The sequence below is a fragment of the Streptomyces cyaneofuscatus genome (assembly GCF_033109485.1).
Lineage (GTDB): Bacteria > Actinomycetota > Actinomycetes > Streptomycetales > Streptomycetaceae > Streptomyces > Streptomyces cyaneofuscatus.
Genome location: NZ_CP137002.1, coordinates 3,927,437 through 3,943,142 on the forward strand (window position 1 = coordinate 3,927,437; position 15,706 = coordinate 3,943,142).

Sequence of the window (15,706 nt, forward strand, 5' to 3'; positions counted from 1 at the left end):
GGGAGGCTCCGGAGTCTCTTTTTTACTGTCGCGCCGCTTTCTTTCGGCCACCGCTGACGTCTTACAGTCCGAGCACCGCTCACGGACCGCTGCCCACGGGGGGACGCACCAAGGAGGGCGGACTCATGACCGAGCATGCGGTACCGGAGAAAGGCCGACCATGACCACCCCGCACAAACTGCAGGAACGACACGGGCTGAAGGAACTGCTGGACTCCCACATCGCCCGGGGATCGGCACCGGGCGCGGTGGCGCTGGTCGCCCGGGGCGATCGGGTGGAGGTGGCGGCGGCCGGCTCGGCCATGCTCGCGGGGACCACGGGAACCACCCCCATGCGGCGGGACTCCGTGTTCCGGATCGCCTCGATCACCAAGCCGGTCATCGCCGCGGCCGCCATGACCCTGGTCGAGGACGGCCTGATCGCCCCCGCCGACCCGGTCGCCGCGTGGCTGCCCGAGCTGTCCTCGCCGCTGGTCGTCCGGACCCCGCAGAGCCCGGTCGACGACGTGGTGTCGGCGGTCCGCCCGATCACCCTCCTGGACCTGCTGACCTCCCGGGCCGGGTACGGCTTCCCGTCCGACTTCACGCTCCCGGCCCTCGCCCCGCTGTTCGCCGAGCTGAAACAGGGCCCGCCCCAGCCGCAGGCCGTGCCCGGGCCGGACGCCTGGATGGCCGCGCTCTCCCGGATCCCGCTGCTCCACCAGCCGGGCGACGGCTGGCTGTACAACACGTGCTCCGACATCCTCGGGGTCCTGATCTCCCGGATCGCCGACCGCCCGCTGCCCGCGTACCTGGCCGAGCGGATCTTCGAGCCCCTCGGGATGACGGACACGGGGTTCGCCGTGGCACCCGGCGCGCTGGACCGGTTCACCGGCTACTACCGGGCCGGGGAGGGCGACGGGAGCGGGGACGGGAGCGAGGCCGGGAACGGGAACGGGACCGGAAGCGGGAGCGGCCTGGAGCTGGTCGACGCCCCGGACGGGCAGTGGAGCAGCCCGCCCGCCTTCCCGTCCGGCGCCGGCGGCCTGGTCTCGACCGTCGACGACTGGTACGCCTTCGGCCGGATGCTGCTCGCCGAAGGCCTGGCGGACGACGGCCGGCGGGTCCTGGCAGGCGAGTCGGTGCGGCAGATGGTCACCGACCAGCTGACCCCGGACCAGCGCGCGGCGAGCGGACTGTTCACGGAGGGCCAGGGCTGGGGGTTCGGCGGCTCGGTGGACGTCGAGATCACGGCCCCCTGGAACGTGCTGGGCCGCTACGGCTGGATCGGCGGCACCGGCACCACCGCCCACATCATCCCGTCCACGGGGACGGTCGCCGTCCTCCTCACCCAGGTGGAGCTGGCCGGACCGGTCGCACCCCAGGTGATGCGGGACTTCTGGACGTACGCGGCCGGGTTCTGACCCGGTCCCGGCCACCCGGCCGCGTACGCCCCCGCCCTCAACCGACCGGCTGCGTCAGGTCGTAGAAGGTGGCGCTGCCGACGGTGACCTCGGTGAAGTTCTCCGTCACCCAGGAGGAGATCTGGGACGAGGTCCCGTTGCCGCCGCCACCCATGCCGGCGCCGCCCTCCATACCGCCGCCGCCCGTTCCTCCGCCGCCGCCCATACCGCCGCTGCCGATTCCGCCCGACACGAAGTAGTGGATCTTCCCTTCCGCCACGTACTTCTTGAACTGGGCGAGCGTCGGGGACGGGTCGCTGCCGTTGAAACCGCCGATGGCCATCACCGGGTCGCCGGTGGCGAGCTGGTAGCTGGCCGCGTTCTGCGCGCCGACGGCCGCGGCGGTCCAGGTGTAGGCGTCCGCGTCCTTCTCCAGGAGCGCCTTCGCCTCGGCGGAGACGGACGCGCCGTTGAGCAGCCCGCCCATACCGCCGCCTCCGCCGCCACCCCTCATACCCTCGCCGAAGCCGGTGCCAGTGCCGGTGGGTGCGGTAGGCATTCCCCCGGGCGCGTTACCCGGCTGACCGCCCTGGGCCTGCCCCTGCCCCGGGAACTGCCCCTGACCGGCGGCCTGCCCGCCCGGCGGCTGCATCCCCCCGCGCTGCCCACCACCGTCACCGCCACCAGGTCCACCAAATCCCCCAGGACCGCCCCGGCCCCCGCCCCCAGGCCCGCCCATCCCGCCGCCACCCGAAGGCCCGGCGGTCACGATCGACCCCTGGTGCCCGGAGTTCAGGGTGCTGAGCGTGTACGCCGTCGGGCCCGCCAGCGACGCCGCGAAGCTGAGCCCGACCACCGCGAGGGCCAGCCCCCGCCCGCCGAACCGCCCCACGACCAGCAGCCCGGCCGCCCCCACCAGCCCGCCCACGAGCACCGCCCACCGCAGCCACGGCAGGTACTCCGGGGTCCGGCCCAACAGCACGAACGCCCAGATCACCGTCGTAACAACAGCCCCCGCGAGGACCGCCCTCGGCCACCAGGCCGCCCGCTCCTCCCAGAGCACCACGGCCCCCATGGCGACCAGCGCGGCCACATACGGGGCGAGGGCCACCGTGTAGTACTGGTGGAAGATCCCCGCCATGAAGCTGAACACCGCGGCCGTCATGACCAGCGCCCCGCCCCACGCCAGGAACGCGGCCCGCGCGGAGTCGGTCCGGGCCGCCTTCCGGGTCAGCCAGAGACCGGCCAGCAACAGGATCAGCGCGGCGGGCAGCAGCCAGGCGATCTGGCCGCCGACCTCGGAGTCGAACATCCGCCCGATCCCGGTCTCACCCCAGCCACCGCCCCCACGGCCGCCACCGCCTCCGCCCCCACCGACGCTCCCGGTCTCCTCACCGTTGAGCCGGCCGAGCCCGTTGTAGCCGAAGGTCAGCTCCAGGAACGAGTTGCTCTGCGAGCCTCCGACGTACGGCCGCGACGACGCGGGCATCAGCTCCACGATCGCCACCCACCAGCCCCCGGCGACAGCCATCGTCAGTGCGGACAGGGCGAGTTGGCCGAGCCGCTTCCGTACGGAAACCGGGGCGCACACCGCGTACAGCACGGCCAGCGGCGGCAGGATCAGGAACGCCTGCAAGGTCTTCGTCAGGAACGCGAACCCCACCGCGACGCCCGCCCAGAGCAGCCACTTCGTCCGCCCGTCCTCCAGCGCCCGCAGCACGCACCACACGGTGACGGTCATCAGCAGGGCGAGCAGCGCGTCCGGGTTGTTGAACCGGAACATCAGCGCGGCGACCGGCGTCAGCGCGAACACGCCGACCGCGATCAGCCCGGCGACCGGCCCGAAGCGACGGCGTACGGCGGTGTTGAGCACGGCCGCCGTGGCCACGCCCATCAGGACCTGCGGGGCCAGGATCGCCCAGGAGTTGAGCCCGAAGAGCCGTACCGACAGGGCCATCGGCCAGAGCGCGGCCGGGGGCTTGTCGACGGTGATGGCGTTGGCGGAGTCCAGCGAGCCGAAGAAGAGCGCCTTCCAGCTCTGGCTGCCCGCCTGGACGGCGGCGGAGTAGAAGGAGTTGGCGTAACCGGAGGCGCTGAGGTTGTAGAAGTACGCGAGCCCGACGGCCAGGAGGAGCCCGTACAGCGCGGGGCGTGCCCAGCGGGGGCCGGGCACCGGGCCGGGCGTCGGCGGGGCCGGCATCGCCGGGGCGAGGGTCGTGGTCATCGGAGGTCCTCGGGTTCGGAGCAGGTGGAGGCGTGGGTGGAGGCGTGGGTCGTGGCATGGGTGGTGGCATGGGCATGGCCGTGGGCGCGGGCCGGGAAGACCCAGGCGCGCAGGAGCAGGAAGCGCAGCACGGTGGCGGCGAGGTTGGCGGTGATCAGCACGGCCAACTCGGCACCGTGGGAGGGAGATCCGGAGGCCACCCCCAGGGCCGCGAGCGAACCGCTGGTCAGGGCGAGGCCGATCGCGAAGACGACGAGGCCCTGGGCCTGATGGCGTACGGCTCCGCTCCGGCCGCGTACGCCGAAGGTGAGCCTCCGGTTGGCGGCGGTGTTGGCGACGGCGGAGACGAGGAGCGCGCCGCCGTTGGCGAGCTGCGGGCCGACGCCGAGCCGGAAGAGGGAGTAGAGGGCCAGGTAGAAGAGGGTGGACAGGGCCCCGACCACACAGAACCCGACCAGCTGCCGGGCCAGTCCGCGCGGCACCCCGGTCAGCGCGCGGTCGCGCGGGTCGTCGCCGAAGGGCCGGGCCAGCCGGCCCAGCGGCAGGGCGCCCACGGCGAGCGCACGCCCCACCCGCCACACCCCTTTCAGGTCCTCGGTGGCCGTCCGCACGATGTGGACGGTCGAGTCGGGGTCGTCGATCCAGTCGACGGGCACCTCGTGGATGCGCAGCCCGGCCCGTTCGGCGAGGACCAGCAGCTCGGTGTCGAAGAACCAGCCGCTGTCCTCCACCAGCGGCAGCAGCCGCTCGGCCACCTCGCTCCGGATCGCCTTGAACCCGCACTGGGCGTCGCTGAATCCGGCGGCTAGGGAGGAGCGCAGGATGAGGTTGTAGGCGCGCGAGATGAACTCCCGCTTCGGCCCGCGCACCACCCGCGCACTCCGGGCGAGCCGCGAGCCGATGGCCAGGTCGGAGTGGCCGGAGATCAGCGGGGCGACCAGAGGGAGGAGGGCGTTGAGGTCGGTGGAGAGGTCGACGTCCATGTAGGCGAGGACGGGCGCGTCGGAGTCGGTCCAGACCGTACGGAGCGCCCGCCCGCGCCCCTTCTCCTCCAGCCGTACGTACCGCACCCCGCGCAGCTCCGCCGCGAGCCGGGCCGCGACGGCGGGCGTGGCGTCGGTGCTGGCGTTGTCGGCGACGGTGATGCGGAAGGCGTACGGGAAGGTGCGGGAGAGGTGGTCGTGGAGGCGCAGGACGCAGGGGCGGAGGTCCTTCTCCTCGTTGTATACGGGGACGACGACGTCGAGGACGGGGACGGCGGAGGGGGCGGCGGGGAGGTGATCCCGGACCGGCAGATGGCCTGTGTCCCCTCCCGTCCCGCTGCCGCGGCCGTTGGCGACGGGGCCGCTCCGGAGGCTGTCGGTGGTGGTCATGGCACCGAGATTCGCCAACCGCGCTGTCACACCGGTGTGGTGAGCCTGTCCCTGCCCTGTGAGTGCTCGTACGGGTCTGCTTCCGCCGGCAGCTCGACCGCGAAGACCGTACGGCCGGGCGTCGAGTCGACCCGTACGCGGCCGCCGTGCGCGGAGACGACGGCCTGCACGATGGCGAGACCGAGGCCGGTGGAACCGGTGGCCGTCCTCTCGTCGGCGGCCCGGCGCGAACGCGAGGCGTCACCGCGCGCGAACCGCTCGAAGACGTGCGGCAGCAGCTCGGCGGGGATGCCCGGCCCGTCGTCCCGCACCTCCAGCGTGACCGGCTGATCGGCACGTACGGACGGCTGGACGGACGGCCGTACGGAGACCGTCACCGTGGTCCCCGGCGGGGTGTGGGTACGGGCGTTGGCCAGCAGGTTGACGAGCACCTGCTGGAGCCGGGCGGGGTCGGCGCGTACGGTCACGGGCTCGTCCGGCAGCTCCAGCCGCCAGCGGTGGTGAGCGTCCTGGCCCTCCCCGCCCTGGTCGGCGGCCCGGGCATCGCTGACCGCGTCCACGACCAGCGGCAGCAGATCAGTGCTCTCGTACGAGAGCGGGCGTCCGGCATCCAGCCGGGCCAGCAGCAGCAGATCCTCCACCAGCCCCGTCATCCGGTCCGCCTCCGACTCGATCCGCCCGAGCGCGTGCCGGATGACGGGGTCGGACTCGGACGCCGACGCCTCGCGCCCCGTCGCCCGCCGGGTCAGCTCGGCGTACCCGCGGATCGAGGCCAGCGGGGTGCGCAGCTCATGGCTGGCGTCGGCGACGAACTGCCGTACCCGCGTCTCGCTCTCCTGCCGGACCACCAGCGCCGAACCGACGTGCCCCAGCATCCGGTTGAGCGCCGCACCGACCTGCCCGACCTCGGTACGGGGATCGGCCTCGGCGTCCGGGACGCGTTCGAGGAGCGCCACCTCACCGCTGTGGAGCGGGAGTTCGACGACCCGGGTGGCGGTGGCGGCGACCCGGCGGAGCGGGCGCAGGGCGACGCCGACGAGGACGGTGCCCGCGAGGGAGGCGGCGATGAGCCCGGCGGCGGTGACGCAGACCTCGACGACGATCAGGGTGGTGAGCGCCCCGCTCACCTCGGCGGTGGGGATCCCGACGAGGACGGTGCGGCCCTCGGTGGTGGTGGCGGCCTCGACGCGGTAGCCGCCGAGGCCGGGCAGCTCGACGCTCCGTGCGTCGACGCCGGCCGCCGGGGCCGCCGCCTCCAGCGCCCGCTGCTGGGCCTCCGTCAACGGCTTCGCGCTCTCCTGGGAGCGCAGCCCGCTGTCCTCGACGACCGTCGACGCGGTGATGTCCCCGCCGTCGTCGACGAGGGCCCCGAACGTGCCGAGCGGCTGCCCGCCCCCGCCGACGAAGCCGAGCGGACCGGCGTCCCGCAGGGCCTCGGGCAGCGGCCCGGGGCCGGGCGGCCGCTCCGCGCGTACGGCGATGGAGCGGAGCTGGTCGTCGAGCTTGCCGTACATGTAGCTGTGGAAGGCGATGGCGGTGACGGACCCGATGACGGCAGCGACGACGGCGATCAGGGACACGGCGGACACGACGAGCCGGGTCCGCAGGGTCCAGGGCCGCCGCAGCCCTTCCACAGCCACGCGCTCACTCACCCGCCTACTCACCCGCCTACTCACCCGCCTACTCACCGGGCTTGATCAGATACCCCGCCCCACGCCGGGTGTGGATCATCGGCGTCCGTCCGGCGTCGATCTTCTTGCGGAGGTAGGAGATGTAGAGCTCGACGACGTTGGCCTGGCCGCCGAAGTCGTAGTTCCAGACCCGGTCGAGGATCTGCGCCTTGCTGAGCACCCGGCGCGGGTTGCGCATCAGGAACCGCAGCAGCTCGAACTCCGTGGCGGTCAGGTGGATCGCGTCCCCGCCCCGGCTCACCTCGTGGCTGTCCTCGTCGAGCACCAGGTCCCCGACGGTGAGCGTCGACTGGCTCCGCTCGGCCGCGAGCGCCGTACCGGAGCGGCGGATCAGCCCGCGCAGCCGGGCCACGACCTCCTCCAGGCTGAACGGCTTGGTCACGTAGTCGTCGCCGCCCGCCGTGAGCCCGGCGATCCGGTCCTCCACGGCGTCCCGGGCGGTGAGGAAGAGGACGGGCACGTCGGAGAGGTCGCGCCGGAGCCGGCCCAGCACGGCAAGCCCGTCCATGTCCGGGAGCATCACGTCCAGGACCACCGCGTCCGGGCGGAAGTCCCGGGCCGCACGGACGGCCCCGGCCCCGTCGGCGGCGCTGCGCACCTCCCAGCCCTCGTACCGCAGGGCCATCGAGAGCAGCTCGGCGAGCGGAGCCTCGTCGTCCACGACCAGGACGCGCACGGGCGTACGGTCCGGCCTGAGCAGTTCGGTACGCCCCTGGGGCGCGGTCGTCGTCGTCATGGGCACCAGCCTGTGAGGCGCCCGTGAGAGAAGCCTGACCCGTTTCTGTGAATTGCCTGAGAAAGCGGGCCCTGGCTGTCAGGCTACGGGGCTTCCGAACAACGCCTCCGCGTTCCGGTAACAGACGGCCCGCAGCCACTCATCCCCCAGCCCCAGCCGCTCCAACGCCTCCAACTGGTGGACGTACGGATACGGAATATTGGGGAAGTCCGTCCCGAGCAGGATCCGGTCCCCGAGATCGGCCAACCGCCCCCTCTGGCCGCCCGGGAACGGCGTGAACCCCTCACTGAAGTCGGTGAACGCCATCGTCGTGTCGAGCCGCACCTCCGGGTACGCGGCCGCCAGCGCCAGGAACTCCGCGTACTCCGGCATCCCCATGTGCGCCACGATCAGCCGCAGCCGGGGATGACGCGCGAGGAGCCGCCCGATCGGCTCGGGCCCGGTGAACCTCCCCGGCGCCGGCCCGGACCCGCAGTGCATGACCACCGGCACCCCGGCCTCCGCGAGCAACCCCCAAGCTCCCTCCAGCAGGGGGTCGTTGGCGTCATAGTCCCCGACCTGGAGATGCGACTTGAAGACCCGCACCCCGCCCTCCACTGCCTCCTTCACGTACAACTCCACGCCCTCCTCCGGGAAGAGGGTCGCGGTGTGCAGGCAGTCGGGCACCCGGGCGGCGAAGCCGACGGCCCAGTCGTTGAGCCAGCGGGCCATGCCGGGCTTGTGCGGGTAGAGCATGGAGGTAAAGCGGAGCACCCCGAACGACCTTATGAGGGCGAGCCGTTGCTCCTCCTCGTACCGATAGGTGATCGGCCACTCCAGCCCGGTGAGCGGCCCGGCGGAGTCGAAGTAGGCCCACACCTTGCGCAGGACCTGCTCGGGCATGAAGTGGGTGTGCACGTCGATGATGCCGGGCAGCCCGAGCCGCTCCCAGAACCGCACGACGTCAAGGGTGCCGTCTTCCACACCCAACTCCTCACCGGTCGACGGGCCCTCACGGGGCAAGGTCAGAACAACCCACCCTGCACGCCCCCACCCCCGATGTCGACGAGAGGGACACGTACATCGTTCGCCGCGGCCGGGTCCACGGCAGCGAGCTCCCACCCGGTGATGAGCCGCGTATCCAGCACCACCACGCCACCACGCCCACCCTCGCCCCCGTCCACGGCCAGATGAAGATCAGGCCCGGCGGCAGCCACCAACTCACCTTGCACCAAGCCCCCGTCGACCAGCTCACGCACCGACCGCGTGGCGTGGGGAGCACGGTCCAGCCCGAAGATCCCGCCGTGATCGACCACGTCGAGAGGCAGCCGCTCCAACGACTCGGGCCACCCGCGCCCTTCAAGCTCCGCGGCCCGCCCGTACAACTCCACCACCTCACCGAACCGCTCCCGCTCACCCGGCAGTTGGCCCCGCACGGCCCGCTTGCGGGTGTACGGAATCCGGTCCGGCACCCCGAGGGCGGTCCGCAGCACCTCCTCGGTCCGCCGGGCGGCCATCAGGGGCCCGCGCCCCAGCCAGCTGAAGACCACGGCCCCCTGCTCGCGGAGCCGCGCGGCACCCCGCTCCTCGCGGGTGATCCCGACCTTGACCAGGCCGGGCCCGAACCAGGCGAGATAGACGCGGTACGTCCGCGGGTCGTCCAGCAAGGTATCGGCGGCCACCGAGTGGGCCCGGTCCAGCCGCGCACACTCCGGGCACCGGGCCCCCGTACTGCGCACGGACACCACGGCCCCCAGCGGGCACGCGTTCCCCCGGGCCCCCACACAGTGCCGCTCCCCCACCGCGCGGAACCCGAGCCCGACCCCGTACGCAAGGGTGCTCACCCGCCGCTCGGCACCCTTGCTCCACCCCAGCTGCGGCACATCCCCCGGCCACGCGACCCCGGTACACCGCCACCCGAAGGCCACGCGAACTCCGCCTCTCTCCGCCACGCCCCGGACAACCCCGACGACGCCGCCCCTCACTCCTCCGCGAAGGCTAACGGGCCCCGGGAGCGAGCCCCTCCGCACCACCGACGAGGCGCCCCTCACCACCCTCGACACCGCCACCCTTGATACGGGCACCCTCGATACGGGCACCCTCAGTACCGACACCCTCGATCCGCTGCCGCATCGCGGCCATCCGGCGGACGAAGCGCCGGTTGAACCAGACCATCCACCCCAGGAACGCGGCACCGAACGCGAGCCCCCACAGGCCCGCCCCCACGTTCCCGGCGGCGAACCAGAACATGGGGGTCCCGAAGAAGATCAGCGCCAGCAGCGGGAAGGCCCACCACCGGTTGCGCCGCAGCTTCTCCTCCCGGCGCCGGATGAGCCGGATCATGGCAGCCTGTTCGGCCGGGTCCTCGGGCAGCTCGCCGTTCTTCGCGATACGCCGCTCCAGCTCCGGCACACGCGCGGCATCGGTCCCTACCGCCCGGGCGTCACGGCGCCGGCGCCGCATCACGAACCACGTCATGAACCCGGCGTAGACGAGCCCGCCGACCAGGATGCCGGGCCACCCCGACCACCCGTCGAAGGCCAGCCGGATGCCGACCCACACCACCAGCACCAGCAGCCCCACCGCCCACCACCGGTCCTGCCACCGCTGCACCTGGCCGTGCTCCTTCGACCCCATCGGTAACCTCCGAGCCGGGCGCGCCCATCACGCCCCGTGCCCTTCCGGCTACCCCGGCACCGGACCCTGATGCGGCGGGCGCGGCGGCTCAGGGGATGTACGGCTCGCAGGCGACCCCGTCACCGTCCCGATCGAGATGGTCCCCATATCCGGGGTCACCCGTGTACAGGGGCGCGTCCCCGGCCTCCTCCGCCGCATCACAGTTCTCGTACGACGGGGACGGCGAGGCCTCCGGCTCGTCGCTCGGCGTGGTCCCGTCCTCCTCCGGCCCCTCGACCTCCCGCACCTCGGCCGACGTGATCACCCCTGAACGAACGGTGTACGTCCCCTCGAAGAGCTTCACGCTGCCGTCGCTCTGGAGCGCCTCCAGCTCCGCCCGGACCGTGTCCCCTGCCACGCCCAGGATCCGGACGGTGTCGCGCTCCGTCCCGGCGAGGCCATCGACGAAGGTCTCGTAATCGCCGGCGAGGTTCTTACCGCCCAGCTCCCAAGCCGCCCGGTAGTCCTGGGCGTTGATGGCGTCGAAGTAGGCGACCACGGTCGCCTCCGCGCCCAGGGCACTCGACGTGGACGGCGCCGGAGGCGGTGCACTCTTCTCCGGGGAGGGCGGCCTCTTCTCCGGGGAGGCGGTGACGGTACTGGTCACCGTGGCGGTCACCTCGGCCGGGGCCGAGGAGGTGGAGGCAGGCGCGGCCACGGACGTCGAGGCGGCCCCTCCGTCGGCTCCACCACTCCCGGCACACGCCCCGGCCCCGACGATCCCGACAGCTCCCACGACCACAGCGCACCCCGCGCTCCGCAGCCCCGACCGAACAAGCCTGTTCACGCCATCACCTCGCCGAGGAGCCCCGAGAGGAGGACCATCCCTTCCAGCTTCCTCCCGGCCGGACGCCTCCGCCCCTCGATCTTGGTCGGAGGGCCCTCACACGCGGCCAGGGGCGTCCCGCCCACCCCGCCGGGCCGCGTAACGCCTGCGCAACTGGACGACGACCCCCACCGCCGTCGAGATCAGCATGAGTACCAGACCGGTGCCACGCACCGGACCCAGCGGCCAGTCCTCCTCACTCCCGGCCAGGGAGTACCCGCCGAGGGACGCGACCGAGCACCCCATCAGCACCCAGCCGACGGTCCCGCACCGCACCACCCACAACGGGCCGGCCGGCACCGGCGCAGAACTCTTCCTGCGCCACGACTGCCCGCCGACGACGGCAACCAGCAACCCTCCCGCCACGAGGAGCACCCCGTGCACCGCATCCATCACCGGGTTGGTGTCCTCTCCACTCCATGCTCGTCAGAACAGCCGGGCCTCGTCCGCGACGGGTGCCGCGTCAGTGATCGGCCTGAGCATCGCCTGCCCAGGCCCGGACGACTCCTCCGGCAGCTGCCCGGCCGCCTCCTCCGACGGCTGCCCGGACGGCGCCCCGGACGACTCCTCGACGGTCAGCCGGTATTCCGCGCCGACCGAAAGACCAGTCGACCGACCACTGAACTTCAGGATGTGCTGCCCCGGCCCCGGCGCGGGCAATCGGACCCACAGGCCGCACCCCGTGGTGGTGAAGCGCCCCGCTTCTCCCGTGATCGCGTTCCCCTCCAGCCCCTGCACGGTGATCGACTCGCCTGCGTAGACCTCCGGTTCGACCGGCATGCCGTCCAGGAGCGCGGTGCCCTCCGCATCACGCAGGAAAGCCAGGCAGTCCTGCGCGCTCCCGAACAGGTTCACGAGCGGAAACACGATCGGCCGCCCTTGCGGAACGGTGCACGCGCGCTCGACCTCACCACCGAAGGTACCCGCCAGGAACCAGACGTCCTCCGGCTGATTCCGGTCGCAGACGCTTCCGTCCTCGTCGGCGACGGGGTTGGTCTCCTCCGGCTCGGACGCCGCCCACGTCCACCACTTGCCCTGCAACTCGGCCGAGGCGGAAACCGGTTCTCCCGCCGTCGTCATGGCCGGGCCGCAGCCCGCCGCCGAAACCACCGCCAGGGCGGCAAGCCCCATTGCCCACGTGGATCTCATACGTCCCCCTGACTCACCGAGCGGCTGCCAGAACCCCCCGGCGCAGCGCGAAACCGTTGGCGCGCACCCTACCGACAGGGCCGCGAGCCTGACTTCCTCGGCAAGGCCCCGCATGCCCAAGGCTCCACACACCGGCGAGCGTAGGATCCGGACCATGGCTCTGACGCGGACCCACATGGACCGGTTCGAGGCCTCCATGCCCCGCCTGGAGGCCATCGCCTACCGCCTGCTCGGCTCGGCGAGCGATGCCGAGGACGCCGTGCAGGACACCTTCCTGCGGTGGCAGGCCGCCGACATCGACCGCATCGAGGTCCCCGAGGCCTGGCTGACGAAGGTCCTCACCAACGTCTGCCTCAACCAGCTCACCTCGGCCCGCGCCCGGCGTGAGTCGTACGTCGGCCAGTGGCTGCCCGAGCCGCTGCTCGCCGGGGACCCGATGCTCGGCCCCGCCGAAACCGCCGAGCAGCGCGAGTCGGTCTCGTACGCCGTCCTCACCCTCATGGAGCGCCTGACGCCCAACGAGCGGGTGGTGTACGTGCTGCGGGAGGCGTTCGACTACCCGCATCGGAAGATCGCGGAGATCCTCGACATCACCGAGGCCTCCTGCCAGCAGATCTTCCACCGCGCCAAGAAGCACGTGGCGGAGGGCAGGGCCCGTACCGAGATCGACGAGGCAGCAGCCAGGCGGATCGTCGAGGAGTTCCTCACGGCCGCCACCAGCGGCCGGACCGAGCCGCTCGTCCGCCTCCTCACCGCGGACGTCGTCGCGATCGGCGACGGCGGCGGGAAGGTGCCGGCGCGCACCAAGCCGTGCCAGGGCGCGCTCGCGGTCGCGAAGTTCATGCGGGGCCTGTTCAAGCCCGGCAAGGCCAAGCGCGATCTGGTCGGCGGCTCCCCCGAGGTCCACCTCACGACCGCCAACGGCGCCCCGGCCGTCGTGGTCGTCCTCGACGGCCGGGTCATCGGCGTCCTGTGCGTGGAGATCACGGCGGAGGGCATCGCCGCGTTCCGCAGCCAGGCCAACCCCGACAAGCTCGAACGCGCGACGAGGCAGTGGGCGGCCACGGACCACGGAGAGCCCCTGCTCCACGCCTTCTGACCACCCTGTGATGCAGGTCACACACTCCACCTGTCAGGAAACAGCGGGCTGCCCGGTTCAAGGGACGAAACCGCGCGAGACAGGAGTCGGGACATGCAGGTCAGGCAGCTCACGCAGCACCGCATCATCGTCATCGGAGCCGGATACGCCGGAGCGATCGCCGCCGGCCGCCTCGCCAGGCGGCTGCGCCGCGAGGACGTCGCCATCACCCTCGTCAACCCCGAGCCGGACTTCGTGGAGCGGGTCAGGCTGCACCAGCTCGCGGTCGGCCAGGAGCTGAGGCCCCGCCCGTTCGCCGAGATGTTCGCGGGTACGGGGGTCCGGCTGCGGCTCGCGAGGGTGACGGCCGTAGACGTGGACCGCAAGACGGTCACGGTCACCGCCACCGACGCCACAGCCGGGGAGGAACTCACCTACGACACCCTCGTGTACGCCCTGGGCAGCGCCTGGAACACCCACGACGTCCCCGGCACCGCCGAACACGCCCACGACATCGCCGGCCGCCCCGGAGCACTCCGGCTGCGCGAGCGCCTGGCCGCCCTGGGCGCCGGGCAGCCCGTGGTCGTAGTAGGCGGCGGCCTCACCGGCCTGGAGGCGGCAACGGAGATCGCCGAGGCCCGCCCGGACCTGGACGTGGCCCTGGCCGCCCGCGCCGCACTCGGCGACTGGCTCTCCCCCAAGGGCCGCCGCCACCTGCACAAGGTCTGCGACAGGCTCGGCATCACGGTCCACGAACACACGACGGTCACCGCCGTAGCCGCGGACCACGTCACCACCGCGTCCTCCGTCATCCCCGCATCGGTCACGATCTGGACGACAGGCTTCGCGGTCCACCCGATCGCGCAGGCAACCGCGCTGAAGACCGACACCACGGGCCGAATCGAGGTCGACAACACCATGCGCTCGGTCTCCCACCCGGACGTGTACGCCATCGGCGACGCGGCCCTGGTGACGGGCCCGAACAACAAGCCGCTGCGCATGTCGTGCGCCTCGGGCGTCCCCACCGCATGGCAGGCCGCCGACTCCATCGCGTCCCGCCTCACCGGCACGAAGCCCACGACGGTCCCGCTGCGCTACTTCAACCAGTGCATCTCGCTGGGCCGCAAGGACGGCCTGATCCAGTACGTCACCGCCGACGACCAGTCCCGCCCCGCCGCCCTCACCGGCAAGACCGCCGCCCTCTACAAGGAACTGGTCTGCAAGGGCGCGGCCTGGGGCGTAGCCAACCCCACCCTCGCCAAGCCCACCCGCCGCCTCAGCGTCGTACAGGGACCGACCCCCTTGCCGCACCCCACCGCCGCGAACGCCGGATAACGCGAGAGGCCCCCCAGGATCTCCCCTGGGGGGCCTCTCGCCTGCTGTGCACTCGGCAGGATTCGAACCTGCAACCTTCTGATCCGTAGCTCTAGCCGGATCGGTCAGCTACGGCCATACCAGCCGCTACGAAGCCCCGGAGAGCCGATAGCGGACGGGGAAGGCAACTGAGGTTGCGGTACTCCGCTGGTGTACCCAGGTCGTGATCAGCATGGCCGCGACTGCGGCAGCATCGGCATACGCTCCGATCAAATCTCCCAGCGTGGGCCACGTGATCATCACGACGGCGATCACGGTGACAAGCCGCCTCCGAGCAGGGGGGTTTGACAGCTCCCATGGTGCACGGGTCAAACTCATAGATGAGCCTCCATTGGTTCACCGCCCGCCCCACCGCTGCGCTTGCAGGCTTTTGCGGTGCGGGCGGGCTTTCCTGTGCCCATATTGAGGGCTGCCGTGGCGGAGAAGCCAACCGGAACTTGTTGAGGAAAAGAGGGCCACCAACATGCCTATTGTGGGGGGTTGGGGCAGACCGGCAGGTCTGAGTTAGAGGCTCTGAACTGCCAATTCGTCGGGTACTTAGCACATGCCGCTGACATCCATTAAACGAATACCACCTTTGAACCGGGTGCAATGTCGGCATAGAGTGCAACTTCTTTCGCAATTAGGCGTGTTGCAGATCACGTGACATGCGCAGCTCCCAGTAGCCGAACCACGCCAACCCACCACTCACCTCGGCTCCCATCCCGTCCGCCTTCGACCCACACACTGTGGAGCGGTCGTGGTTCAGGGCGTCAAGGTGGAGCGCGCCACTGTACGAACGACCTTGACGCCCTGGGCCGCGACTGCTCGGCTCTGCCTGGGTCGAAGGTGGTCCGGATGGGAGCCCCACGACGCTCGCCCCGCTCCGGCCCGCACTCGCGAACGGCACCCCTTCCATCCCGGAGTCTGAGCGCCCTCGCCGGAGGCATCCTCGTGAAGCCGCGGGCTTGGTTCTCGACTCAGGGGCCGTAGTTCGCTGCGGCCCCATGGGCCCGGCCTGGGTGCCGAAGGCACAGAGGGCCGGGCCCAAGGGGCCAGCCCGCGCCTCGCACGGGCACTTGATGACGTAGCGAAACCTGTAACAACTCCAGGCGACGCCTGCGTCGGCTCGGCCGTTCGCCGGGTGGGCTCGGGGAGCGTTCCTCTCACTTCTGCATGCTGCCTCTGCCAGCACCAGCCGGTGCACTACAGATCGGTCGGGGCGTGAGCGCTTCGCTGA

At 71.9% G+C, this 15,706-nt stretch carries 13 protein-coding genes; 3 read left to right on the forward strand and 10 right to left on the reverse strand.

Annotated elements, in window-relative coordinates:
• The first annotated feature begins 160 nt into the window (after positions 1 to 160).
• The gene (locus R2B67_RS17320) at positions 161 to 1,402 is read left to right on the forward strand and encodes a serine hydrolase domain-containing protein (RefSeq protein ID WP_317819338.1); all 1,242 of its coding nucleotides are present in this window, start codon (positions 161 to 163) and stop codon (positions 1,400 to 1,402) included.
• Between the two features lie 37 nt (positions 1,403 to 1,439).
• Here R2B67_RS17320 and R2B67_RS17325 read toward each other — a convergent pair whose 3' ends face one another.
• The 10 genes from R2B67_RS17325 to R2B67_RS17370 form a co-directional block, all read right to left on the reverse strand.
• Positions 1,440 to 3,605, reverse strand: coding sequence for an ArnT family glycosyltransferase (locus tag R2B67_RS17325; protein ID WP_317819340.1), 2,166 nt, complete (start codon positions 3,603 to 3,605; stop codon positions 1,440 to 1,442).
• Complete coding sequence (locus R2B67_RS17330) at positions 3,602 to 4,978, reverse strand: bifunctional glycosyltransferase family 2/GtrA family protein (protein WP_317819342.1); 1,377 nt, start codon at positions 4,976 to 4,978, stop codon at positions 3,602 to 3,604. The genes R2B67_RS17325 and R2B67_RS17330 overlap by 4 nt, the downstream gene beginning before the upstream one ends.
• A 26-nt stretch (positions 4,979 to 5,004) precedes the next feature.
• Positions 5,005 to 6,612, reverse strand: coding sequence for a sensor histidine kinase (locus tag R2B67_RS17335; RefSeq protein WP_317824891.1), 1,608 nt, complete (start codon positions 6,610 to 6,612; stop codon positions 5,005 to 5,007).
• Between the two features lie 46 nt (positions 6,613 to 6,658).
• A complete protein-coding gene (locus R2B67_RS17340; protein ID WP_018513669.1) occupies positions 6,659 to 7,405 on the reverse strand; it encodes a response regulator transcription factor in 747 nt (248 codons plus the stop codon).
• A 78-nt stretch (positions 7,406 to 7,483) separates the two neighbouring features.
• Positions 7,484 to 8,368: an amidohydrolase family protein gene (locus tag R2B67_RS17345; protein WP_317819344.1), complete on the reverse strand. Its 885-nt coding sequence runs from the start codon at positions 8,366 to 8,368 to the stop codon at positions 7,484 to 7,486.
• Positions 8,369 to 8,409: 41 nt separating this feature from the next.
• Entirely contained in the window at positions 8,410 to 9,312 is a 903-nt protein-coding gene (locus R2B67_RS17350; RefSeq protein ID WP_317819345.1) for a DUF2797 domain-containing protein, read from the reverse strand.
• 70 nt (positions 9,313 to 9,382) lie between these two features.
• The gene (locus tag R2B67_RS17355; protein WP_317819346.1) at positions 9,383 to 10,021 is read right to left on the reverse strand and encodes a hypothetical protein; all 639 of its coding nucleotides are present in this window, start codon (positions 10,019 to 10,021) and stop codon (positions 9,383 to 9,385) included.
• Between the two features lie 88 nt (positions 10,022 to 10,109).
• Positions 10,110 to 10,718, reverse strand: coding sequence for an excalibur calcium-binding domain-containing protein (locus R2B67_RS17360; protein WP_109978690.1), 609 nt, complete (start codon positions 10,716 to 10,718; stop codon positions 10,110 to 10,112).
• Positions 10,719 to 10,943: 225 nt separating this feature from the next.
• Positions 10,944 to 11,279, reverse strand: coding sequence for a hypothetical protein (locus tag R2B67_RS17365; RefSeq protein WP_317819347.1), 336 nt, complete (start codon positions 11,277 to 11,279; stop codon positions 10,944 to 10,946).
• A 33-nt stretch (positions 11,280 to 11,312) separates the two neighbouring features.
• Positions 11,313 to 12,017: a signal protein gene (locus tag R2B67_RS17370; RefSeq protein ID WP_317819349.1), complete on the reverse strand. Its 705-nt coding sequence runs from the start codon at positions 12,015 to 12,017 to the stop codon at positions 11,313 to 11,315.
• A 172-nt stretch (positions 12,018 to 12,189) separates the two neighbouring features.
• On the opposite strand from R2B67_RS17370, the gene R2B67_RS17375 reads away from it, so the two are divergent.
• Both R2B67_RS17375 and R2B67_RS17380 read left to right on the forward strand, forming a co-directional pair.
• Positions 12,190 to 13,134, forward strand: a complete 945-nt coding sequence (locus R2B67_RS17375) for an RNA polymerase sigma-70 factor (RefSeq protein ID WP_317819350.1) — start codon at positions 12,190 to 12,192, stop codon at positions 13,132 to 13,134.
• A gap of 93 nt (positions 13,135 to 13,227) precedes the next feature.
• Positions 13,228 to 14,448 carry an NAD(P)/FAD-dependent oxidoreductase gene (locus R2B67_RS17380; RefSeq protein WP_317819352.1) on the forward strand — a complete coding sequence of 407 codons (1,221 nt, stop codon included), beginning with the start codon at positions 13,228 to 13,230 and terminating at the stop codon, positions 14,446 to 14,448.
• Positions 14,449 to 15,706 lie beyond the last annotated feature (1,258 nt).